This is a genomic window from Streptomyces sp. NPDC031474 (assembly GCF_055581185.1).
The window spans coordinates 142,018-165,696 of sequence record NZ_JBVIJX010000016.1; the positions used below are offsets into that span (position 1 = coordinate 142,018).

At 70.2% G+C, this 23,679-nt stretch carries 13 protein-coding genes; 4 read left to right on the forward strand and 9 right to left on the reverse strand.

Features of this window, described 5'->3' with window-relative positions; genetic code table 11:
- Positions 1 to 328 precede the first annotated feature (328 nt).
- Positions 329 to 2,314: an acyl-CoA dehydrogenase family protein gene (locus ACZ5SK_RS32240; protein WP_468576768.1), complete on the forward strand. Its 1,986-nt coding sequence runs from the start codon at positions 329 to 331 to the stop codon at positions 2,312 to 2,314.
- 219 nt (positions 2,315 to 2,533) lie between these two features.
- On the opposite strand, the gene ACZ5SK_RS32245 is transcribed toward ACZ5SK_RS32240, so the two are convergent.
- From ACZ5SK_RS32245 to ACZ5SK_RS32285, 9 genes are all read right to left on the reverse strand, one after another.
- Positions 2,534 to 3,358, reverse strand: coding sequence for an SAM-dependent methyltransferase (locus ACZ5SK_RS32245; RefSeq protein WP_468576769.1), 825 nt, complete (start codon positions 3,356 to 3,358; stop codon positions 2,534 to 2,536).
- 155 nt (positions 3,359 to 3,513) lie between these two features.
- Positions 3,514 to 4,620: an NAD(P)/FAD-dependent oxidoreductase gene (locus ACZ5SK_RS32250; RefSeq protein WP_334574314.1), complete on the reverse strand. Its 1,107-nt coding sequence runs from the start codon at positions 4,618 to 4,620 to the stop codon at positions 3,514 to 3,516.
- 221 nt (positions 4,621 to 4,841) lie between these two features.
- A complete protein-coding gene (locus tag ACZ5SK_RS32255; RefSeq protein WP_334574316.1) occupies positions 4,842 to 5,315 on the reverse strand; it encodes a carboxymuconolactone decarboxylase family protein in 474 nt (157 codons plus the stop codon).
- A gap of 107 nt (positions 5,316 to 5,422) precedes the next feature.
- Positions 5,423 to 7,585: a glycoside hydrolase family 127 protein gene (locus ACZ5SK_RS32260; RefSeq protein ID WP_334574317.1), complete on the reverse strand. Its 2,163-nt coding sequence runs from the start codon at positions 7,583 to 7,585 to the stop codon at positions 5,423 to 5,425.
- A gap of 67 nt (positions 7,586 to 7,652) precedes the next feature.
- A complete protein-coding gene (locus tag ACZ5SK_RS32265) occupies positions 7,653 to 11,858 on the reverse strand; it encodes an Ig-like domain-containing protein (RefSeq protein WP_334574319.1) in 4,206 nt (1,401 codons plus the stop codon).
- Positions 11,810 to 13,744: a glycoside hydrolase family 127 protein gene (locus ACZ5SK_RS32270; RefSeq protein WP_468576778.1), complete on the reverse strand. Its 1,935-nt coding sequence runs from the start codon at positions 13,742 to 13,744 to the stop codon at positions 11,810 to 11,812. Before ACZ5SK_RS32270 ends, ACZ5SK_RS32265 begins: the two co-directional genes overlap by 49 nt.
- 52 nt (positions 13,745 to 13,796) lie before the next feature.
- Positions 13,797 to 14,618: a carbohydrate ABC transporter permease gene (locus tag ACZ5SK_RS32275; RefSeq protein ID WP_334574321.1), complete on the reverse strand. Its 822-nt coding sequence runs from the start codon at positions 14,616 to 14,618 to the stop codon at positions 13,797 to 13,799.
- 23 nt (positions 14,619 to 14,641) lie between these two features.
- A complete protein-coding gene (locus ACZ5SK_RS32280) occupies positions 14,642 to 15,604 on the reverse strand; it encodes a carbohydrate ABC transporter permease (RefSeq protein ID WP_457494828.1) in 963 nt (320 codons plus the stop codon).
- Positions 15,605 to 15,699: 95 nt separating this feature from the next.
- Positions 15,700 to 17,019 (reverse strand): ABC transporter substrate-binding protein, encoded by a 1,320-nt coding sequence (locus ACZ5SK_RS32285; RefSeq protein ID WP_334574324.1) that lies wholly within the window; start codon positions 17,017 to 17,019, stop codon positions 15,700 to 15,702.
- Positions 17,020 to 17,240: 221 nt separating this feature from the next.
- On the opposite strand from ACZ5SK_RS32285, the gene ACZ5SK_RS32290 reads away from it, so the two are divergent.
- From ACZ5SK_RS32290 to ACZ5SK_RS32300, 3 genes are all read left to right on the forward strand, one after another.
- Complete coding sequence (locus ACZ5SK_RS32290; protein ID WP_334574326.1) at positions 17,241 to 18,269, forward strand: LacI family DNA-binding transcriptional regulator; 1,029 nt, start codon at positions 17,241 to 17,243, stop codon at positions 18,267 to 18,269.
- Positions 18,270 to 18,924: 655 nt separating this feature from the next.
- Positions 18,925 to 22,185: a discoidin domain-containing protein gene (locus ACZ5SK_RS32295; protein WP_334574328.1), complete on the forward strand. Its 3,261-nt coding sequence runs from the start codon at positions 18,925 to 18,927 to the stop codon at positions 22,183 to 22,185.
- Positions 22,182 to 23,675, forward strand: coding sequence for a family 43 glycosylhydrolase (locus tag ACZ5SK_RS32300; protein WP_468576770.1), 1,494 nt, complete (start codon positions 22,182 to 22,184; stop codon positions 23,673 to 23,675). Before ACZ5SK_RS32295 ends, ACZ5SK_RS32300 begins: the two co-directional genes overlap by 4 nt.
- Positions 23,676 to 23,679: the final 4 nt, after the last annotated feature.

The window sequence follows — 23,679 nt, forward strand, 5'->3', positions numbered from 1 at the left end:
CGGCAGGTCTGTCCACTGCCACCTCACGGGCACCGCGCCCGCACGCCGCCTCCCGCCCTCCTTGCGGTACCGCGACCGGCACCCACCAGCGCAACCTCCGGAAAACCGGCCGGAGTTCCTGATTCCGTCTCTCGTTCCGCCCGGCCACCGGCCGCATCAGGAGCACCGAACTCACTTCTGCGACACAGGCACCCCTCAAAACCCGCCATCGACGCCACCGCACTTTGCCGATTTCTGACTTGATAAGAAAACCGGTAGGTCCGTATCTTCTGGCTCACTGCACATCCAGACATCCAGCTTCCGGATCTGCGACAACGGGGAGAGGGTCATGGCCCTTCTGGCATTCCACAGCGGAGAGCGCCCCACCGGGCCGCACCGCGCCGACCACGTCCCGGATCAGGCCCCCACACCGGGCCCGGCCGCAGACGTCACCGCACCTGACCCGAACGGGGACGCGGCCGCCGACCCCATCCGACCCGGCGACCCGGCGCGGGCCGACGCCGCGACGGCCCGCGAGCTCACCCGGCTGCTGTTCGACCAGGACGGCGAGCAGGAACGTGTCCACGCGCCATGGCGTCGCCTCATCGCCCGGGACACCTTCCGCCATCAGCCCGGGCTCACCCCCGAACAGCGCGCCGCGCAGTCCTACGCCTGGCTGCGCCTGGTCAACGACACCCTCGACGATCCCGAGGCCCTCGCCACCGACCCTGCCCTGCTCACCGCCCTGCACGAGTGGGCGGCGATCGTCGACGGAGGGGGCGGGCTGACGACCGTCGCCAGCATCCACTACAACCTCTTCCTCGGCAGTCTCCTCGACCACGACGACAGCCCGCTGAGGGACCACGCCGAGTTCACCACGCTCCGACGCATCGGCACCTTCCTGTGCACCGAGGTCGACCACGGCAACGACGCCCCCGCCCTGGAGACCACCGCCACCCTCGATCCCGAGACCGGCGGCTTCGTCCTCCACACCCCTCACCCGGGCGCCGCCAAGTTCATGCCCAACACCAGCACGCTCGGCGGGCCCAAGTCCGCCGTCGTCGCCGCCCGTCTCCTCATCGACGGCCGTGACCAGGGCGTCTTCCTGTTCCTGACCCCCCTCACGGATCACGACGGCCCGCTGCCGCACATCACCGTCACTCCTCTCCCCCTGCGTCCGAACGCCCCCGTCGACCACTGCCTCACCTCGTTCGACCATCTCCCGCTGCCCCGCCAAGCACTGCTGCAGGGCGAGCACGGTCGCCTCAACGCCGACAACACCCTCACCAGCGCCCTCGGCAACCGCCGCAAACGCTTCCTGACCTCCATCGCACGGGTCACCGCCGGCAAACTCTGCATGAGCGCCGCGGCGATCGGCGCCTCGCGGGCCGCTCTCGCGATCGCCGTCCAGTACGGCAACCGGCGCCAGGTCAGCGGGGCGCGGCCGGGGCGGCGCATCCCCGTCAACAGCCACCGCACCCACCACAGCAGGCTCCTCCAGGCCGTGGCCACCACCTACGCCATGACCCTGCTCCACCGCTCCCTCACCACCGAGTGGAGCCGGCACACCGCCGACGACCGCGACCACGTCGAACGCCTCATCGCCCTCACCAAGGCCTGGATCACGTGGCAGGCCCGCACGATCACCCTCGAGGCCCGGGAACGTTGCGGTGCGCAGGGCCTCCTCCCCGCCAACCATCTCGCCGGGTTCCCCGAGTACGTGGAGGGGACGATCACCGCCGAGGGCGACAACCTCCTCATCACCACCAAGGCAGCCGCCGAACTCCTCCTCCACCCGCCGGCCACGCTCCTCCCCGACGCGGGCCCGCCGCACCTCACCAACCCCCGCTACCTCCGCAACCTTCTCGCCCGCACCGAGCAGGCCTTCCACGCCCAGGCCCACAGCGCGCTCCGCCACGGCCCGGCCCACGATCCCCAGGGCCGCTGGAACACGGCCTCGACGCCCGCGCTCCAGAGGGCACAGGCCCACACCACCGTGCGCGCGGCCGACGCCCTCCTGGCCACGCTGGCCCGCACCGGCCATCAGCCCACACATCAACTCCTCACCGAACTCACCACCCTCTACCTCCTCACCCATCTCACCCCCCACACCGGCACGCTCCTCGCCGACAACCACATCGCCCCCCACCACGTCCACCAACTGCCCTCCACCGTCGACGCCCTCACGCACAGCCTGCAACCCCACCTCACCACCCTCACCGAGGCGTTCGACCTACCGCCCCAGTACCTCGACGCCCTCCCCCTCATACAGAGCGGCGACTCCCAGCACAGCGACGGGGACGAGGGGGCACAGCCCCGGCCGGCCCTGGTCTGACGGAGTCCTCCTGGGTCCTCCTGGTCGACGATCCGGCGCGGCGACCTCATCCGGAAGGCGTCCAGGACGGGTTCGACCATGGCGAGGTGCGGATGGCGAGTGGCGGACGGCGCCTGCTCGCAGGTGCGGACGACCGTGGACGCTTCGTCCAGTTCCACGGTCGTCCGGTGCAGCGGTGCGGCGGTGCGGCGCTCGCTCCAGCTCGCCCGCCTTCTCCGGCTACGGCTTGCGGCCCACGCCGCAGTAGGCGTCGACGGCGGCGGCGAAGTTGGCTGAATCATCGGGGTTCGGCCGCCACTCGGGCACCTGGACGACCCCCGGCTCCACCAGTTCCAGCCCCTCGAAGAAGCCGCCGATCTCGTCGATGCTGCGCACGTAGTAGGGCACCGCGCCGCTCGCGTTGTACGCCTCCGACGCGGCGATCATGCCCTCGCTGGTGGCGGTGCTGTCGCTGATGACCAGGTAACTTCCCGAGGGCAGCCCCGCCATGAGTCGCCGCACGAGGTCGCGGGCCTGCACGTAGTCGGCGACGTGGCCCAGCGTGTTGAGGATCATCAGGGCGACCGGCTGAGAGAAGTCGAGGGTGCCCGCGGCGGCCGCCAGCACGGCTTCCGGGTCGTACAGGTCCGCGTCCAAATAGGCGGTCTTGCCCTCCCGCGTGCTCGTCAGCAGGGCGTTCGCGTGGGCGAGCACGACGGGGTCGTTGTCGACGTACACGATCCGGGCGTCCGGGGCGACGCGCTGGGCCACCTGGTGGGTGTTGTCAGCGGTGGGCAGACCGGTGCCCACGTCCAGGAACTGGCGGATGCCCTGCTCGCCCGCCAGGTGGCGCACCGCGCGCCCCAGGAAGTGCCGGCTGGTGACCGCGACGTCGACGAGGCCGGGGAAGATCTCCTTGATGTGGTCCCCGATCTCCCGGTCGACCTCGTAGTTGTCCTTTCCTCCGACGAAGTAGTTCCAGAACCGGGCCGAGTGCGGCTTGGACGTGTCGATCCGGCCGGGTGTTCCGGCGGTCTCGGTGGTCTGGGAGGTGGAGTCCGACACAGCAAAGCCTCCTGCACAGGTACGTTGGCGATCAGGGCCCCAACCTAGGCGAACTTTCTTTCGGTTCAGGCCAGTTGAAAGCGCTTGCCCGACTCCTGCGTGCCGTTTCGGCCAAAATCCGTCACAGGTGAGGCAGCGGCCCGACCGCGGCCGGTTCAGGTGGCGGTGTACCCGAGTTGGCGCCTCATGTACGGCGTCATCAAGGTCTTCGCCTTGGCCAGCACCGAGGTGCGACCGCCGAGCACCGCGCTCTCGCCGCCCGGCACGGGCAGCAGGGTCACCCCGTCGGCCGGGCCGAAGGGCACGATGAGCGGGGTGCGTTGGACCGGCCGGTAGAGGCGGGGCTCCCTGCGGTGCTTGCCGGCGTGCTGCAGGTGGACGCGGATGTTGTGGGCGGCGAGGTCGGCCTGCGCGAGGGCGGCGGGGGTGATCTTGAGTTCGGTGGCGTCGTTGACGTCGCCGACGGCGAAGACGTCCGGCCGTCCCTCGACCCTGAGCCGCCGGTCGACCTTGACGTGCCCGGCGGAGTTCAGCCAGTCGCCGTGTCCGCCCAGGCGCAGCCAGAACGTGTTGGGCGTGGTGCCCGTGGCCCAGAAGGAGAGGTCGGCGTCGATGATGTTGCCGTGGGCGTCGCGATAGGTGCCGAAGTCGTTGCCGGGGGACATGAAGGAGTCGAGGCGGACCTCCACGTCGTGGGACTCCAGCCAGGCCAGCGCCTTGCGTCCGGCCCGTTCGCTGCCGGTGGAGTGCAGCAGCGCCGCCCCCGAGTGGGCGAGGGTGACCCGGGCGTCGGGCCGGGCGAGGCGTATCTCCGCGCTGAGTTCGACGCCGGAGGGTCCGCCGCCGACGACGAGGACGTGCTCGGCGGCGGCGACCCTGCGCTGGTGACCGGCGAAGGACTTGAGCGTCTCCTCGGCGGTGGTGCCGGTGAAGCGGGCCGGTTCGGGGTAGTCGGCGCCGGTGGCGATCACCACCACGTCGTACGGGAGCCGCTCCCCCGTCGCCAGGACGACCTGTCGCTCGGCGGTGTCGATGCGGACGGCCTTGCCGACGACCACCCGGCCGTCGCGCAGCAGTCGGTCGTACGGGATGAAGGGGGTGACCGACCAGTCGGGGCGGACGCCGGCACGGAGGGAGGCGATACGGTGGAAGAAGACTTCCTTGCGGTCCACCAGCGTGACCCGCGCCGTCCCGTCCAGTCGTTTGGCCAGCCGCACGCCCGCGTAGCCGCCACCGATCACCACTACGTCGCCGTCGCGCACGCGCGTCTCCTGAGCATGGGGGGGGGAAGCGAGCGGTAGGGCGCGTGGGGGCTTCCTCGACCACTCGAATTGCCGATGAGCGTAGCGCTTGAAACCTAAAGTTCACGTGTGAATGTGTGCACGTTCCGTGAAGCCGTCCCTCCGGGCACCGTGGAACGGTGACCGGAGGGACGGCTCTTTCGCCCGTGCCCGTGCCCGTGCCTGTCGTCGTACGGCGGGCGTCAGGCGAACTGGCCCGGGCGGTAGCCGCCGGCGGGCTGCCGGACGATGACGTTCAGCCGGTTGTACGCGTTGATGATCGCGATCAGCGCCACCAGCGCGGTGAGCTGCTCTTCGTCGTAGTGCTTGGCGGCGTTCGCCCAGACGTCGTCGGGGACGCCGCCGGCCGCGTCGGCGATGCGGGTGCCCTGCTCCGTCAGCTCCAGGGCGGCCCGCTCCGCGTCGGTGAACACCGTGGCCTCGCGCCAGGCCGCGACCAGGTTGAGGCGCACCGAGGTCTCCCCGGCGTGCGCGGCGTCCTTGGAGTGCATGTCGGTGCAGAAGCCGCAGCCGTTGATCTGGCTGGCCCGCAGCAGCACCAGATCCCGGGTCGCGACCGGCAGCGACGAATCCGAGACGGCCTTGCCGGCCGCACCGAAGTGCTTGAGGAGGGTGCCCGCGAGGGGGCTGCCGAAGAGGTTGAGACGCGCTTCCATGGTGGTCTCCTTGCCGTGTCGATGCTTACACAGCACTGACGGAACTCCCCGGCGAAATGTGACAGGCGGCCGAGTTCGGCCGCCTGTGACGTGCGTCTCCCTCCAGATCAGCGCTTCAGGCGGGCGCTGCCGGCGGCCGCGACGACGCGGTCTCGTTCGGCCCGGGTGAACAGGCCGCCGGACAGCCAGGTGTCGGCGAGGGTGCGGACCGCGCCCACGAAACCGGCCGTGGTCGCGAACGGCGCCTGTCCCCAGAGGACGTCGAGGAAGGTCAGGCCGTCGGTGCGGGCGCGGTTCGGTACGCCCGAGTCGGTCGTGCCGAACACGACGGACGGTTCCGCGCGCCTGAAGTAGGCGTGGTAGCGGCTGTCGTCCGCGAGGTGGAACGGGGCCAGCGTCAGGCCGTGCGTGGTGAAGTGCAGGGGGCGGCCCTCGGGGCGGACGGCGTCGGCCAGGTCGCCCCGCAGCGTGAAGTCCTTGTAGAAGGAGAACTGCCGGAACGACGTCGCCTGGCTCCGCGCGACCAGCAGGACCGGCCCGTAGAACAGCGACTGGACGGTCGGGTCGTCCAACGCCCGTGCGATGCGCAGCCGGTAGGGGGCCGAGACGGTGACCCGGTCGCCGCGCTGCCAGCTTCTGCTCAGGGTGAGGTAGCTGCCGGGCACTGCCTGGACCTGCTGCCGGACCCCGTTGACGGTGACGGTGAACCCTGCCGTGGCCCAGGACGGCACCCGCAGCTTCAGGTCCAGGCTGCCGCCGCCCTCGCGGAACGTCAGGGTGCGCACGCCCTCGGCCGGGTAGGCGCTCGTCTGCTCGATGACGAGCCCCCGTTCCGGCCACCGCAGCGTCGAGGCGAGGTACAGGTTGACGTACAGCGCGTCGCCGCCCGCGGAGCGGAAGTAGACCGAGTCCTGGTACTTGGTGTGGTTCTCCATCCCGGTGCCGCCGCAGCAGGTGCCGATGTTGTCGTACTCGCGCACCACTCCCGGTCCCATGCCCACGAAGTAGGTGACCTCCGGGCTGTCCGTGCTGGGAGCGTCCCGGCGGGAGGCCAGGATGTGGTTGGTCAGGCCCTGCTCGTAGTAGTCCATGTAGGCGGGGACCGGCTGGTGGAAGAACAGCTGCCTGCTCAGCTTGAGCATGTTGTACGTGGCGCAGGTCTCGGCGTTGTTGTCGCCCAGGGTGGCCGCGATGGCGCCGCGGGCCCGGAACATCTCGCCCTGGCCGGTGCCGCCCAGGCTGTACGTCCGGGGGCCCACGACCATGCCCCAGAAGTTGCGGGCCGCCGCCGCGTACTCCTCGTCCCCGGTGTGGTCGAAGAGCCGTACATAGCCGGTGAACTGGGGGATGTGCTGGTTGGCGTGCCTGCCGTCCAGGATGTCCCGGCCCCCGGAACAGGCGTCCAGCAGCACGGTGTTGTCGAAGCAGCGGGCGGCGGCGAGGTGCTCCGCGCGTCCGGTGAGGGCGTACAGGTCCGCCATCACCTCGTTCATCCCGCCGTACTCGCCGGCGATGTAGATCGACCACATGCGGTCCAGCTGGGCCTTGGGCAGTCGGCCGAGCCGGCTGTGCACCCAGTCGCCCATCGCCGAGGCGATGGCGAGGGCCTGCGCGTTCCCGGCGAGGGTGTGCGCGTCCAGGAGACCGCGCATGATCTTGTGGCAGGTGTAGTACGGCGCCCAGATGGTGGGGTAGGTGGTGTAGCTCTCCAGCAGGATGAACTGGGTCTCCGGGTAGGCGGCCAGATAGCCGGGGTGGCTCGGTTTCGGCGAGCCGTGGTCGGCCAGCGCCTGCTGGCACTCGCCGAGCGCGGCCACGAGGTAGTCGAGCTTGGTCTTGAGTGCCGCCTCACGCGTGTCCGCGTACGCCTGGGAGACCAGGGTGAGGAAGTGGCCGCCGAAGTGGCCGCGCAGGTTGCCGTCGGAGGTCTCCCAGCCGCCCGGCGGCTGGGCGCCGCGGGTGTCGAGGCCGGCGTTGGCCCGGAAGACGGCCAGGATGCGGTCGGCGGGGTAGGCCCGGGCGAAGTCCAGCATCAGATCGCGCTTGCGGCGGAAGACGCCGTCGCCCAGCGTCACCTGGTCCAGCGCGAAGGGCTGGACCGCCCAGGTCGGCGGGGCCGCGGGGGCCGGGGCGGGCGCCGCGGTCGTGCCGGTCGGCGCGGCGAGGGAGTCGGTCTGGGCCGCCGCCGAGGTCGCGTGCAGGAGCGGGACGGTGGCCGCGGTCCCGGCGGCCAGCCTCAACAGGTTGCGGCGGGTGGGGGGTTGGGACATGCTCGGGCTCCGATCGTGGGGGCGTCGGTGGGCATGGGCATGCACGGTCGTCTGCGTGGCCGCGCCCTCATGAGGGGGCGGCGGTCACGGTGACGGTGGCCGTTGCGCGGTAGGTGGTGCCGGTCACGGTTCCCTTCACCTCGAAGGTCCCCGGCCGGGCGTACCGGTCCGGTTCCACCGGGTCCCAGGTCACCGGGGCCCGGCTGTCCTTGGAGCCGTCGTTGTAGGTGGCGACGACCGTGTCCGGAAGGACGGGTGGTCTGCCGGTCCGGGTGGCGATGTGCTCCTCGGCGAGGGCGGTGATCTCGACGGCGTCGGTCTGCCGCACCCACACGGTCGCGGTGACGGGCAGCGCGGTCAGGTCGGCGAGCCCGGTGACCCGGACGCTGGTGCCGCCCTGGGCCACCTGGTCCTCGGTGAGCGCGGGCCAGGCCACGTCAGAGCGCGCGGTCGAGCCGTCGGCGTAGACCAGCGTCACCTGGCCGGGGAGTCGGGGGACGGTGCCGTGGAGAGTGGGGACATGGACCTCGCGGACGGAGTCGGGCGGCTCGGCGTACACCTTCCACTCCTGTACACCGAGCGCCAGATTGGCGTGGCCGGTCAGCCGGGCCCGTACGGCGGTGGTGGTGACGGGCGCGAAGGCGGTCCTGTTGTAGCGGTCCTCGTCGGTGCCGTAGCCGCTGGGCGAGGCGACCTCGCGCCAGGTGTCGCCGTCCCGGTATTCGATGACCCAGGAGGCGGGGACTCCCACGCCGTCGTCCGCGCCCGGTTGCGCGTCGCGGAAGAAGTACATGTCGGAGCCGTTCACACGGACCGGGGCGTCCCAGGTGTACTGGACCCACTGGGTGTCCTTCTGCGGCCAGCTGCCCCAGCGCGGGGCGTCGGAGGAGGAGGCCGGTTCCCGGCCGTCGTTGATGGCGGCGACCGACTCCCAGCCAGAGGTGTAGGACGCGGTGGGCGTCGCGGACTGCGCCACGTTCACCTGCCCGCCGGCCGGTCCCGCCGCCTTGACCACGACCTGCTTCGAGGACTGCAACGCGCCGTCGGTGGCGGTGAGTTCGAGGGTGTAGGTGCCCGGCTCGGTGAAGCGGGCGACGGTCGTCGGGCGTTGCGCGTCCTCGAAGATGACGGCGCCGTCCGTGGGGCCGTCCACCGCCCGCCAGGACGCGGAGAGCTTCCTCGCCGGGAGACCGTCGTCCTCGACGACTGCGGTGAGCCGCGCCTGACCGGGGCGGCTGTAGGCGGTGTCGCGCCAGGCCTGGACGTACGGGGGCTGGTTGCGGGCGGCCGGGAGCCGGACGCCGGTGGCGAACGCCTGGATCTCCTTCAGTCCGCTGGTGTGGCCGTCGCGGTGGCGCAGCAGCACCCGCAGTCTCCCGGTCGTCACCCCTTTGAAGCGCACCTGGTTGAGGTTGGCCCTGGGGTGGGCCGGTGACTTGACCGGTCCGGTGACGTCCGTCCACTGCCCGCCGCTGTCCTGGTACTGCACGGTGTAGAGGGCGGGTTCGGCGTAGCCGCCGGGTCGTTTGTCGCTGTAGAAGTAGAGCCTCACGTCGTCGACCTTGCGCGGCCGTGCGAAGTCGATCTCGTACCAGTCCTCGGAGTTGCCCGAGCCGCGGGCGCCCCAGAACGGCTCGTTGATCGTGAAGCCGTCGACGGCGCCTGCCACTCCGTGCCCCTGCTCCTTGTGGGAGGCGCGGACGGTGGCTCCGGCGGCGAGGTTCTCCTTCGCTGCGCCCGTCAGGTCCCGGCCCGCCTTGGCGAAGACGTCCGTCACCCGGTCCTTCGGGCCGTACCGAACGTCCTGCGGTGCGGCAACGGCCGTGTGCAGACCGGTGGTTCGAACCTTGGCTCCGGCCCCTTCGGGGAAGGTGACCTTGCGGGTGACGGGGTCGTAGACGAGGTGGGTGAGGCGGTCGGCGGTGAGGGCGAGCTTCCCGTCGAGGTAGAGGGAGTAGCCCTCGGGGACCTGCTTGCCGTACGGCCGCTTCCCGTCGCCCGGCTCGTCCCACAGGACGGCGACGTCGGTGCCCCGGTAGTTGATGTCGGTGACGGCGAAGTGGTCCCAGTCGACGTCGATCGGGGCGAGCTCGACCTTGCGGTCCGTGCGCGGGCGGAAGCCCATGGCGTCCTCGATCACGGTCCAGTTGGTGGTGCCGAGGATGGTGTGGTGGATCCAGGAGCGGTAGCCGATCTTCTGCGGGTCGGCGCTGCCGTCGGCCCAGAACTCGTTCTGGTCGGGCCACCGGTTGTCGCCGTCGACGTACTGGGCCCAGGCGTTCCAGGACAGCAGTTTCTTGTACCAGGTGCTGTCGATGTACCGGTTGGGGTATGTGCGCAGCACGGAGGAGAGGAAGCGGAAGGTGACGGTGGAGTTGATGACGGAGAAGTTGTTGCTCCCGGGGTGTCCCTGCTCCGCGGCCTGCGCCTTGTCGGCCTGGTTGGCGGTGAAGAACGGGAAGACGGGGTACTGCCCGGCGTCCGCCCACAGCCGCAGGGCCTCCAGGTACTGGGGGTCCTCGTCCGCCGTGGGCATCAGGCCCACGCTGTACGGGTAGTAGTTGTTGATCTCCTTCCAGGGCACCAGGGTGTCGGTGGCCACGTGCCGGTGCTTGAGCAGCTTGTCCTTCGGATCCCACAGGTACTTCAGGACGGCGTCCTTCACCCGGCCGGCGATCCCCCGCAGCTCGTCCGCCTTCGCCCTCTCGCCGAGCAGGTCGTAGGCGTTCGCCGCGGCCGTGGCGTTGCTGTACACGTACGCCGACTCGGTGCGGTCCAGGTTGCCCGGCTTCCAGTGGAACGACACCGCGTCGGCGTCGTTGCCGGTCATGGCGCCCCAGTCGTACTCGATGAGTCCGTTGCCGTCGTGGTCGTAGCTCGCCAGCTGGCCGCGGACGTCCTGCTCCGCGTATCGCGCGAGGTTCTTCACGATGCCGTCCGGTCCGCCGTGCACCTGGTAGGAGCGCCAGGCCGCCTCGGAGATGTACTGGGTGTAGCTGTTGGACCAGTTCTCCGGGTCGCCCGGGTTGTCGGTGTACTTGCCGTTCTTCGACACTTCGCCGGCCGACACCCACGGCCCGTACCCGTAGCTCGGGTCGCGCAGGTATTTGAGGTCGTCGACGAACATGCCGACGGTCAGGGCGATGGCGTTGTTGTAGCCGAGCACGCCCTCCATGGAGGTGGGGAACTGGTAGTCGTTGCCCGGGATGTCGGCGTCCAGGTAGTTGTAACGCAGCAGCCACCAGCGGTAGTAGAGCGTCTTGTCGATGTTGTCGTCGGGCGAGTCGAGGTAGGGCAGGTTCTCGGCCCACCAGCGGTTGTACTTCTGCACATGGGCGCGGAAGGCGGCCGTGGGCACCGCCTTGCGCACCGCGTCGTAGGCCGATCGGGAGTCGGCGATCTCCTCGGTGACGAAGCCGAGTTGGACCTTGGCAGTGGCGGTGGCGGCCGCGCGGAGGCTGAGGGTGCGCGTCAGGGTCTCGCCGTCGGGAGCGGGGGCCATGCCGTCGCCGCTGAAGCGGGGGAAGACCGTGGTGAGGTTGTTCTTCGCGGGCACCGCGCCGGTGAGTTCACGGCCTTCGGCGGTCGTGGCGTACGGCGACGAGGCGCGCAGCGTGACCTCCCGGCGCGCGGAGCCGGTGTTGGTGAGCGTCAGGTTCGTCACGGCCACATCGGCGTCGGTGATGAACTTGGTCTGTGTCACCTTCAGCCCGGTGGCCTCGTGGGTGAACTCGCTGTGCCAGTAACTGGGCGTCTGGATGCGGGCGTTGACGTTCTCGTGCAGGGTTGCGGCCTTGCCGTCGACGCTCACGTCGACGGTATAGGCGGACCGGTCGTCGATGCTCTCCCAGTAGGCGACCTTGCCGCCGAACCCGAGGAGGGCGGGGTCGTGTTCCTTCATGAACACCGCCCGGCCTCGCGTGAACAGCCAGTCGCCCGACGGGTCCTCGCCCTTGCGGGCCAGCATCCGGTCCATCCAGAAGTCGGTGCCGTTCCCGGTTCTTCGGTCGGCCTCGTACTGGGCGCGCAGGGTGCCGTGGGTGGTGAAGCCGGCGGGCAGTTCCGGCACGGGATGCGCGGACCCGGAGTAGACCGGGTAGCCGATCGCCGAGTTGTCCGCCGCCACGGCGGGCGAACCGGCCGCGAGCGAGGCCAGCAGCCCAAGGGCCAGCGCCCCGGCGAGCCATCTGCGGCGGTGCCGTCCTCTTCCCGGTCCGTGCACGGCTACCTTCCGGGGGGTGCGGTCGGCGGTGGGGTCGTCGTCGGCAGCCATACGCGCATCGTCGAGGGCCCGCGGTTCGCCCAGGAGTGATAGGGCACCAGCACGATGCCGGTGGGCTCGGCGGCGGGCTCGGTTCCCTGGCCGAGCGGTTGATGCGGCTGGTACGGCTGATACGGCCAGGGGTCCTCGGGCGGTTCCCCCGGTACGGCGGCGAGTTCGCCGGGGGCCACGACGGTGCCGTCGGGCCCGTCCTGCGGCTCGGCGGACGGATCCACCCGTACGGCGTCGACCTCGTGGCCGTCCGGCAGGTCCACGGACTCGGCGCAGTACACCAGGGGGCCGCGCTGGACGGCGAGGGTGCCGCGCACGGCGTCGATGCGCGGGTCGGGCCCGATCCAGCGCGGGGCCATGGGCAGTTCGAGCCGGATCTCCTCGCCGGGCCGGAAGAGCCGCGTGACGGCGGCCGTGCCCGGGGTGACGGCACGCCGTACGCCGTCGGGGTCGACCAGCCGGGCGGGGGCGCCCTCGGTCCACGCGGGGACGCGCAGGGACAGGGTCCACGGGCGGTCCGGGGACCGGTCGACGCGGACGGTCACGCTGCCGCCCGACGGATAGTCGGTGCGCACGCTCAGCGCGACGCCGTGGCCGCCCGCGAGGGCGGTGGTGATCTCCGCGTCGGCGTACTGGTGGAGTTGGATGCCGTGGTCGTCCGCGGTCGCCAGATAGGCGGGGAGCAGGGCCAGCGTTCGTGCCACGTTGGTGGGGCAGCAGGACACCGCGAACCAGGGGGCGCGCAGGCTCGACTCGGCGCGCGGGCTGTCGGCGTCCGCGGACGGCACGGTGCCGCGGCGGCGCCGGTGCAGGGTGTTGGCGTAGAAGAAGGCCCGGCCGTCCTCGGCCGGCGAGGTCGCGACGACGTTGAACAGGGTCCGCTCGGCCAGGTCGGCGAAGCGTGGCTCGCCGGTGGCCAGGAGCAGCCGCCAGCTGAGCATTACGGAGGCGACGCCGGCGCAGGTCTCGGAGTAGGCGCGGTCCGGCGGGAGCACGAAGTCGTCGCCGAAGGACTCGTCCCGGTGGTGCGAGCCCATGCCGCCGGTCAGATAGGTGCGCCGGGCGACGGCGGCCTCCCACTGCCCTACGACGGCCGCGAGCAGGTCCTCGTCGCCGGTCTCCACGGCCACGTCGACGGCGCCGGCCGCGAGGTAGAGGGCGCGCACGGCGTGGCCGCGCAGCACCGTGGCCTGCCGGACGGGCTGGTCGTCCTGGTAGTAGGCGCGGCCGAACTCGGGGTCGGCGAGGGTGCCGTGGCCGCGGCGCTCTATGAACAGCGCGGCCTGGTCGAGGTAGCGTTCCTCTCCCGTCGCCCGGGCCAGTTCGACCAGGGCCGTCTCGATCTCCGGGTGCCCGCAGACCCGTTCGATGCCGCCCCGGCCGAAGGCGGTGCAGACATGGTCGGCGGCGCGCCGGGCGATCTTCGCCAGTTCGCCTTCGCCTTCGGTACGGATCTGGGCCACGCCCGCCTGGATCAGGTGGCCGTAACAGTACAGCTCGTGGCCCCATTCGAGGTCGCTGTAACGGGGCTGCTGGCCGGGGCGGCCGAAGGCGGTGTTCAGGTAGCCGTCCGGTTCCTGGGCGGCGGCGATGGACTGCGTGAGCATGGGGTCGAGGTCGTATCCGGGCTCCCAGACCATGGCTTCGAGGAGCTTGTAGACGTCGGAGTCGGCGAACTCGCGGCCCCGCCGGTCCCGTTGGATCCTGCCCTCGACGGCGGCCCGGAAGTTGCCGATCCAGCCGACGCGTTCCATCCATTCGCGGCAGTGGTCGAGTGTGGCGGTGGCGTTGGTCTCCCGGCGTCGGGCCCAGAAGCCTCCGGTGATCCTGACCTCGTCCAGGCCCAGCGGGCGCAATCGCCCCCCGGTCGGTGCCACGGGCAGCATCGTCGACAACTCTCTGTTCTCACTCACCCATTGATGCCTTTCATCCGGTTGGTCAGCCCTTGAGCGCGCCCGACATGAAGCCCCGCACGTAGTGCCGTTGCAGCAGCAGGAAGAGCAGGAGACAGGGCACGGCGAGGACCACCACGCCGGCCTCGGTGGCGCCGTAGTCGACGGCGCCCATGCTCTGCTGCCGCAGGTTGGCGACGGCCAGCGGCAGGGGCGCCTTCTCGCTGTCCGAGATGAGGATCAGCGGCGCGATGAAGTCGTTCCAGGCGGCGAGGAAGGCGAAGAGGCCCACGGTGATCAGCCCCGGCCGCACCGCGGGAAGGAGCACCCGGCGCAGCGCGCCGGCCGTGCCGCATCCGTCGACGAGCGCCGACTCCTCCAGTTCACGCGGGACCGCCTCGAAGGCGATCCGCATCATGAAGGTGGCGAACGGCAGTTGGAACATGGCCAGCACCAGGCTCAGCCCGAGCAGCGAGTTCTGCAGATGGAGCCTGCCGAGCAGCACGTAGAGCGGGATGAGGAGGGTGGCGTACGGGACCATGAGGATGGCCAGGGTCAGCAGGAACAGCAGGTTCTTGCCGGGGAAGTCGAAGCGGGCGAAGGCGTAGCCGCCGAGCAGGGAGACCCCGAGGGTCAGGGCGACGGTGAGGGCGGCGACGACGGTGCTGTTGCCGAGGTAGCGCCACAGGCCGGCGTCGTAGTCGAGCAGGGTGCGGTAGTTGCCCAGACCGTAGCCGGACTCCTGGGCCGTGCCGGGCTGGGCGCTGACCGAGGCCCAGGCGTTCCACAGCAGCGGGAAGAGGAAGATGACGGCCAGTCCGCCGGCGACGACGTAGTGGGGCGTCCGGCCGAGGGCTCGGGTGAGCACCGGTGTCTCCTTTCGCGAGCGGGTCATGACTCGTCGGCGCGGCGCAGCCCACGGAACTGCAGGACGTTCAGCAGGAGCAGCGCGGCCAGCACGACGATCGACAGGGCCGCGGCGGTGCCGAGGTTCAGCCGCTGGAACGCCTCGCGGTAGATCAACTGCACGACGGTGACGGTGCTGTTGTCCGGTCCGCCCTTGGTGAGGACGAAGAACTGGTCGAAGGCGAGCAGTGATCCGGTCACGCACAGGAGCAGGGACAGGGCGAGGGACGGGCGCAGCAGCGGGAGGGTGATGGAGCGGAAGATCTGGCCGCGGCTCGCGCCGTCCATCCGGGCCGCCTCGTACACCTCGTGCGGGATCCGCTGGAGTCCGACGAGCAGGATCAGCATGTAGAAACCGGCGAACTTCCATACGACGAGGAACACCGTCGACAGCAGCGCGGAGGTCGGCGTGCCGAGGAAGGACACCGGGTCGTCGACGAGGCCGAGTTTCTCCAGAGTGCGGCTGAGCGGGCCGGTGGTGGGGCTGTACAGGCCCCAGAAGAGCAGGGACGCGGAGGCGAGTCCGAGGGCGCCGGGCAGGAAGTAGACCGTGCGGAAGAAGCCCGCGCCGGGTCGGGACTCCTGCACGAGCAGGGCGAGGAGGAGGGCCAGGCCCAGCAGAATGACCGTGACGATCACGGTGTAGAGGAGCGTGAAGCGGACGGCGGGCCAGAACAGGGGGCTGTCGCCGATGTCGGTGTAGTTCTCGGGGGCGTTGGCGCCCTGGTCGCCGGCGAGCAGCGGCCAGTCGCTGAGCGACATCTGCCCCACGAGGAGGAGGGGCAGCAGGAAGAAGACGGCGACGAACACGGCGGTCGGGGCTGCGTACCCGAGGCCCTGGACCTTGCGGGAGCGCCACAGGGGGGCGGCTCTTCGGGGTCGGCGGGCCGGGCGTGCCGTCGGCGCCCGGCGCTCGACGGCCGCCCGGTCGGGCGCCTTGACCTGCATGGCTCTCCTCTGCCGGGTGACGTGGGAGGGGTCGTGCCGGGGTCCGGGACATCCGGTGCGTCCGGTGCGTCCGGTGCGTCCGGTGCCGTGCCGTTTCAGTCGGCGAGGGAGGCGGTGACGGCCTTGTTGTCCTTCTCGACGGACGTGCCGTCGCCGAAGACGGCGTCGCGCATCAGGGTCAGCCAGGGCCCGTTGGGGTCGTTGAAGGTCTGGCCGAACTTCAACGCGTACGGGGTGCGGCCGTCCGCCACGAGCTGGTTGATCGCGACCAGGCGGGGGTCCGCGGCGGAGTACTTGTTGGACGCGAGGTCGGTGCGCGCCACGACGTCCTTGTGCGCGGCGACCACGTTCACCTGCGCGTCGTCGCCCAGGGACCAGGCGAGGAAGTTCCAGGCCTGATCGGCTTTCTTACTGGTGGCGGAGATGCCGATGGCGTCGCCGCCGACGAAGGTGGACTTGCCGCCGTCGGGGCCGGGGATGGGCGCGACGCCGAGGTCCAGGTTCTTGGGCATCAGGCCCAGGGTGGTCGACGGCATGGGCATCACGCCGACCTTCCCCTTCGGGAAGACGCCGGTCCAGGTGGTGCCGGTCTCGTCCTTCGCGCCGGGCGCCACGATGTCGTCCTTCACCCATCCCCGGTAGGTGTCGTAGACCTTCTTGGCGGTGGCGGAGTCGAGTTCCGCCTCGGTGCCCTTGTCGTTCAGCACCTCCGCTCCCCCGGCCCAGATCGACGGCCACCAGGTGAAGACACCGCAGCCACCGCAGTTGCCGCCGAAGAAGGTACCGTCCACGCCGCCGCCCAGCGCGTCCACGGCCCGCGCCTGCCGGTCCCACTCGGCGAGAGTGGTGGGCGGCTTCGCGGGGTCGAGTTTCGCCCGCCGGTAGAGGTCCTTGTTGTAGAAGAGCACCGACAGATCGAGGGTGTGCGGGACGACGTACTTCTTGCCCTCGTAGGTGCCGGCCTTGATGTGCGACTGGGCCAGCTTGTCGGCGAACGGCAGCGCGTCGATGCGCGCGGTGAGGTCGGCGAAGAGCCTGCTGGTGGTGTAGTTCGGCACGAACACCACGTCGGAGGCGAAGAGGTCGGGGAGGTCGTGGGAGCCGGCCGCGGCGCCGACCTTGGCCTGGTAGTCGTCGGTCGGGATGACGGTCAGTTCGATCTTGTTCTTGTGGTGTGCGTTGTAGGCCTTCACCAGTGCTTCGCTCTGCGGGCGGGTCGCGGCGCGGGTCCACATCGTCAGGGTGGCGCCGTCGTCGACGCCCGTGGCGTCCGCCGCCTTGCCCCCTCCCCCGCTGTCCGAGCCGCCGTCGTCCCCCGACCCGCAGGCCGTGACCAGGCTCGCTGCGGCGAGGAGCGCGACGACGCCGGTGGCGAGTCGGCGGATGGGTCTACGTGGTCCGGTCGTGCTCCTCATGGCGATCCCCCTGAGTGTGGGTTCTGCGACGAAAAGGAACCGAAAAGGCTTTCTGAAAGCTAGAACCCGACTCACGGCCCGTCAATCCCCTTGCACGGAACGGCTGCAGGAGTCGCGCCCCGGGGCTCAACCGAAACCAGTGAAAACTCCCTGGACGCACCCGGGCCGAAACTTCTCGCGTACGGTTTACGACGCACGCGACGCGAGACAGGAGAACATCCATGACACCGGCCGTCGGCCCCTCTCGTTCGCATCCCGCCACACTCAGCGACGTCGCCCGGCTCGCCGGCGTGTCGATCGCCACCGCCTCCAAGGCCCTCAACGGCCGCAGCCAGGTGCGTGCCGAGACCCGGCAGCGGGTGATCGAGGCCGCCGAGCGGCTGGCCTTCCGGCCGAACCAGCTGGCCCGCGGGCTGCTCGTCGGACGGTCGGGCACCGTCGGTCTGCTCACCAGCGACCTGGAGGGCCGGTTCAGCATCCCCATCCTGATGGGCGCCGAGGACGCTTTCGGGGCCGGTGAGGTCGCGGTCTTCCTGTGCGACGCGCGCGGCGACGCGATCCGGGAGCAGCACCATGTGCGTGCGCTGCTCGGGCGCCGGGTGGACGGGCTCATCGTGGTCGGCAGCCGGACCGACCCGCGCCCGTCCCTGGGCCGTGAGCTGCCCGTCCCCGTGGTCTACGCGTACGCGCCGTCGGAGGATCCGGCGGATCTGTCCATCGTCCCCGACAGCGTCGACGCCGGCCGGATCGCGGTGGAGCACCTGCTGACCTGCGGCCGGACCCGGATCGCGCACGTCACCGGCGACCCGGGGTACCTCGCGGCGCAGGAGCGGGCCGAGGGCGCCCGGGCGGCGCTCGCCGACGCCGGTCTGGCGCTGGTCGGCGAACCGCGGTTCGGGGCCTGGTCGGAGGGCTGGGGACGGGCGGCGACCGCGCTGCTGCTCGACCGGCATCCCGACGTCGACGCCGTGCTGTGCGGCAGCGACCAGATCGCCCGGGGCGTCATGGACGTCCTGCGCGAGCGCGGACACCGGGTGCCGGAGGACGTGGCCGTGATGGGCTTCGACAACTGGCAGGTTCTGACCTCATCCTCGCGCCCGCCGCTGACCAGCGTCGACATGAACCTGGAGCAGGTCGGCCGGGCGGCGGCCCACGCGTTGTTCACCGCGATCGGCGGGGGTCGGCGCTCAGGAGTGGAGACCGTGCGCTGTCGCGTGATCATCCGAGGATCGACGGCGCCGCTGTCCTGAACCGCGTCGTCCAACGCCGCGTCGTTCCGGGCCGTGAAGTCCTGAACGCCGCTTGTCCCGGGCAGCGTTGTCCGGGGCTGGTGTCCCGGCCACGGTGTCCCGGGCCGGTGTCCCAGCCGCGGTGTCACGGGCCGGTGTCACGGGCCGTTTCATCCCGATTCGCTTAGCCCCGGACCGTGTCGTCTCCGAGCCGCGCCGCCCCGGGCCACGTCGCCCCGAGCCGCGTCGTCCCGAGCCGCGTCGTCCCGAGCCGCGTCGCCCCGAGCCGCGTCGCCCCGAGCCGCGTCGCTCCCGAGCCATGCCGTCCCCGGGCCGCGTCGCCCCCGATCCGCGCCGCCCCGAGCCACGCCGCCCCGGGTCGCGTCACCCCCGAGCCACGCCGTCCCCGGGCCGCGTCACCCCCGAGCCGCGCCGTCCCGGGCCGCGTCGCCCCCGCTCTACGCCGTCCCGAGCCGCTCCGCCCCGAGTCGCGTCGCGCCATACGGTGCCCTCGGCGAAGGCGGGCCTTGACGCCATCTCTTGACACCTCATCAGCTCGCTCCTACGTTGCGAAAACCTTTTAGGTGAGTTTCCTTGCGCGCCTGTCAGGCACATGACACGGCTCGCTGCCCACCCACCCGCCGCCCACTGCCCTCAACCGGAGAGGGAGCACCTCATGAAGCGCCTGCTCGTCGCCCTCGTGCTCATCCTCTGTTCCATCTGTTCCGTGAACCCGGCCGCCGCCGCGCAGACCATCGGGTTCCCCACGTTCAACGGTCCCGCCATCCCGGCCCCGCCCGTCGCCTACACCCCCGGCGACATGATGCGGAGCATCTACGATGCGGAGAGTTCGGGAACCGATTTCTGGATGGACCGTCTGCTGGCCCGCTCCGGCGACGACCCCGCCGGGCCCTGGCTGATGAGCCGTGGTCGCGCGCTGTTCATGAAGACCCACGACCCCTCGGTCCTCGGCTTCGGGGGGCATGTCGCGTACTGGGAGAGCATCAACGACAACAACGCCTACACCATCGCGATCAGCCCGGGCACGTTCACCGAACAGGTCTCCCAGCGCTGGCAAGCGCCCAGTTACTGGAAGAGCGTGCACACGGCCGGCTCGGTGGCGGTCACGCAGACCAAGTTCATCACCGACAACAACGTGGCCGTGACCAACCTGTCGATCAAGAACAACGGCAGCGCCTCCACCACCCTGCAACTGCGGGCGACCTCGCCGTACGCCACCTCGGGTTCCGGCAGTGAGCTGACCGGCCAGGTCAACGCCTACAACAACCTCACGACCATCCGCCCCCGGCTCACCGGCGACGGCTTCAGCGCCACCAACGGCGGGCTCAACCGCTCGGTGACGATCGCGGCCGGCGCCACGGTCACCGCCAAGGTGGTGATGGGCTTCGTCACCGACGAGATCCCCGAGTCGCTCACCGAGTACAACGCCTACGCGGGCTACTCCAACGCCACCGCCTTCGCCACGCACGTCAGGGCGTACAACCTGTGGTGGGCGCAGAACGTGCCGTACATCGACGTCCCCGAAGGCGCGATCAAGAAGAACATCTACTACCGCTGGTGGCTGATGCGCTTCAACAACCTCGACGCCGACATCCCCGGCCAGACCTTCCAGTTCCCGACGTCGACCGAGGGCGTCCTCGGCTACAACAACGCGATCGCGCTCACCCAGCCGATGCACATCGACGATCTCAAGTACCTGCGCAACCCGGCCTACGCCTACGGCGACTGGCTGAGCGTCGGGCAGGTCTCCAAGGGCGGCCGGTTCCTCGACAACCCCGGCGACCCGGAGAACTGGTCCAACAGCTACACCCAGTACATCGCCGAGGCCGCCTGGCGCAGCTACCAGATCCACGGCGGGCAGCCCGCCATCGCCGGCAACCTCGCGCACTACGCGGAGGGTGACGTCAAGGGCCAGCTCGCCTACTACGACCACGACAACAACAAGCTCATCGAGTACGACTGGGGCGCTCTGACGGGCAACGACGCCGACGCGGTGTCCTTCCACTGGAAGCCCGGCAACATGGACCGCGCCGAGTCCGCCTACCAGTACAGCGGCGCGCTCGCCGCGGCGCAGGCCTACGAGGCGACCGGCAACACGGCCAAGGCGACCGAGATGCGCACGCTCGCGACGCAGATCAAGGACGCCATCGTCAATGTGCTGTGGAACCCCAACCGGCAGCTGTTCGAGCACCGGTTGAAGTCGACCAACGAGTGGGTGCCCTGGAAGGAGATCAACAACTACTACCCGTTCTCGGTCGGGGCCGTCCCCAACACCGCGACGTACAAGCAGGCACTGCGGCTGTTCGACGACCCGGCGCAGTACCCCGTCTTCCCCTTCTACACGGCCAACCAGGCCGACAAGAAGGCGGCGGCCGACGCCGGGAACCCGGGCTCGAACAACTTCTCCACCATCAACTCCACCGTGCAGTTCCGGCTGTACTCGTCGGTGTTGCGCAACTACCCCAACTCCTGGATGAACGCGACCGACTACAAGAAGCTGCTCTACTGGAACACCTGGGCGCAGTACATCGGCGGCAACACCCAGTGGCCGGACGCCAACGAGTTCTGGGCCGACTGGAACGGCAGCAACATCGACTACCGGTCCTGGATCCACCACAACATCCTGGGCAGCAGCAACTGGACGGTGGTCGAGGACGTCGCCGGGCTGCGGCCGCGCAACGACGCGAAGGTCGAGCTCTCCCCGATCGACATCGGCTGGGACCACTTCACCGTCAACAACCTGCGCTACCGCAACGCGGACCTGAGCATCGTCTGGGACGACCCGTCCGACGGGGTGGTGCGCTACCCGGGTGTCCCGGAGGGCTACTCGATCTACGTCAACGGCAACCGGGCCGCGACCGTCAGCTCGCTGGTGCCGTTCACCTGGGACCCGGCGACCGGGGAGGTGACCACGAGCGGCACGGTCACCTACCACACGGCCGTCCCCGGTCTGCAGGCCCCCAACCAGGTCGTGCAGAACAGCCCGCGGATGGTCGACATGCTCGCCAAGGCCGGCGTCGACCTGACCGGCACCCCCACCAACCTGGCCACCGGGGCGACGGCCTCGGCGTCGTACACCGGTTCCGGCAGCAGCACCGCCGGCGCCGTCGACGGGTATCCCACCAACGAGCCGTTCTGGGGTGCGGGCGGATCCTCCAACAGCCAGGACTGGTACGAGCTGAACTTCGGCGCCGCCCGCACGCTGAACGAGGTGCGCCTGTACTTCAAGGACAGCCGTCCGGCGAGTACGACCTACCGGGCGCCCTCCGCGTACACCATCCAGTACTACGACGGCAGTTCCTGGGTGAACGTCCCCGGCCAGACGAAGAGCCCCGCCGTTCCGCGCGCCAACTACAACCTGGTGCAGTTCCCCGCGATCAGCGCCCAGCGGGTACGGGTCCTGGCCACCAACGCCTCCGGCGCGAAGACGGGCCTCACCGAGGTCAAGGTCTTCAACCGGGGCGGGGTCCAGCCACCCCAGCCACCGGCCAACCTGGCGACCTCGGCGACGGCCTCCGCGTCGTACACCTCCTCCTGGGAGAGCGTCGCCGCGGTGAACGACGGGATCGACCCGTCGTCGTCCAACGACACGGTGAACCCGCGCTGGGGGACCTGGCCGGAGACCGGACAGCAGTGGGCCGAGCTGACCTGGCCCGCCGCACAGACCCTGAACAAGGCCGAGGTGTACTTCTTCGACGACGACCAGGGCATCGACATGCCGGCCTCCTGGAAGCTGCAGTACTGGAACGGCAGCGCCTACGTCGACGTGCCCGGCGCGAGCGGCTATCCGCTGGTGAAGAACCAGTACAACACCGTCACCTTCACCGCCACGAGCACCACCCGGCTGCGGGTGCTGCTCACCGGCAACGGCACCAACTCCGTCGGCCTCCTCGAAGCAAAGGTGTACGGACCGTGACCCGTTCCAGATGCCTGTCGGCACTCATCGCCCTGCTCACCGTGGCGGTCGCCTTCCTCGTCGCGCCGCCCGCGTCCGCCGCCGTCGCGTTCACCTCGGCCGGCGTGAACCAGAACGGCGGCAACTGCCTGGACCTGCCGGGCAGTTCGACCGCCAACGGCACCCAGTTGCGGGCGTTCGGCTGCAGTTCCGGCGCGAACCAGAGCTTCGGCTACACGCTGGTCTCCGGCACGAGCGACACGTACACGATCACCACGCAGTCCGGTCAGTGCGTCGATGTCTACGGCGCCTCGACGGCCGACGACGCGGCGATCATCCAGTGGCCCTGCCACGGCGAGGCGAACCAGCAGTGGCGGCTCGTTCCCGTGACCGTCTCCGGCACCGACAAGACCTTCAACCTGGTCTCGGTCGGCTCGGGCAAGTGCGTCGCGCCGAGCGGCGGGTCCTCGGCGGCCAACACCAACCTGGTGCAGCTGCCGTGTGCCGCCGCGAACGGCAGGGTGTGGCGGCTGCCCGCGTTCAGCGGCGGCGGCACCAGCCCGCACACGTTCACCAACCCGCTCTCCCAGCACGGCCCGGACCCGTGGCTGACGTACTACAACGGGTACTACTACCTGGCCACGACCACCTGGAACTCGACGGTCACCATGCGCAAGGCGAGTACCCTCGCCGGGCTCGCCACGGCCGCCGACCAGGTGATCTTCAACCTCAGTCGGCCCAACGGCGCCGGCACGATGTGGGCGCCGGAGTTCCATCTGCTCGACGGACCCAACGGGAAGCGGTGGTACTTCTACTACACCGCCGGGCGGGAGCCGTACGACCTGAGCACCCAGCGGATCCACGTGCTGGAGAGCGCCGGACTCGACCCGATGGGCCCCTACAGCTTCAAGGCCGACCTGCTCGACCCGACGCAGGACAACACCTGGGAGCTGGACCCGAGCATCCTGCAGCTCAACGGCCAGTTGTATCTGCTCGGCACCTTCTACAACGGCTCGCAGCCGATGTTCATCCGTCCGCTGTCCAACCCCTGGACCGCGAGCGGCACCCGCCGGGTGCTGTCGACGCCGACGTACAGCTGGGAGACGGTGGGCGGCGCGGTCAACGAGGGCGGAGAGGTGCTCCAGCGGAACGGCAAGACGTTCATCGTCTACTCCGCCAGTCACTGCTCCACGCCCGACTACAAGCTCGGCATGCTCACCTACAACGGCGGTGACCCGCTCAACTCCTCGTCGTGGGTGAAGTCGCCGAACCCGGTCTTCCAGCGCTCCAACGCCAACGGCGTTTACGGCCCTGGTCACAACGGGTTCTTCAAGTCGCCCGACGGAACGGAGGACTGGATGGTTTACCACGCCAACAACTCGACAGGCGGTGGCTGCGACATGAACCGTACGACCAGGGCGCAGAAGTTCACCTGGAACGCCGACGGCACGCCGAACTTCGGCACGCCGGTGGCTCTCGGCGTGCCGCTGACCGCACCGTCAGGGGAGTAGGCCG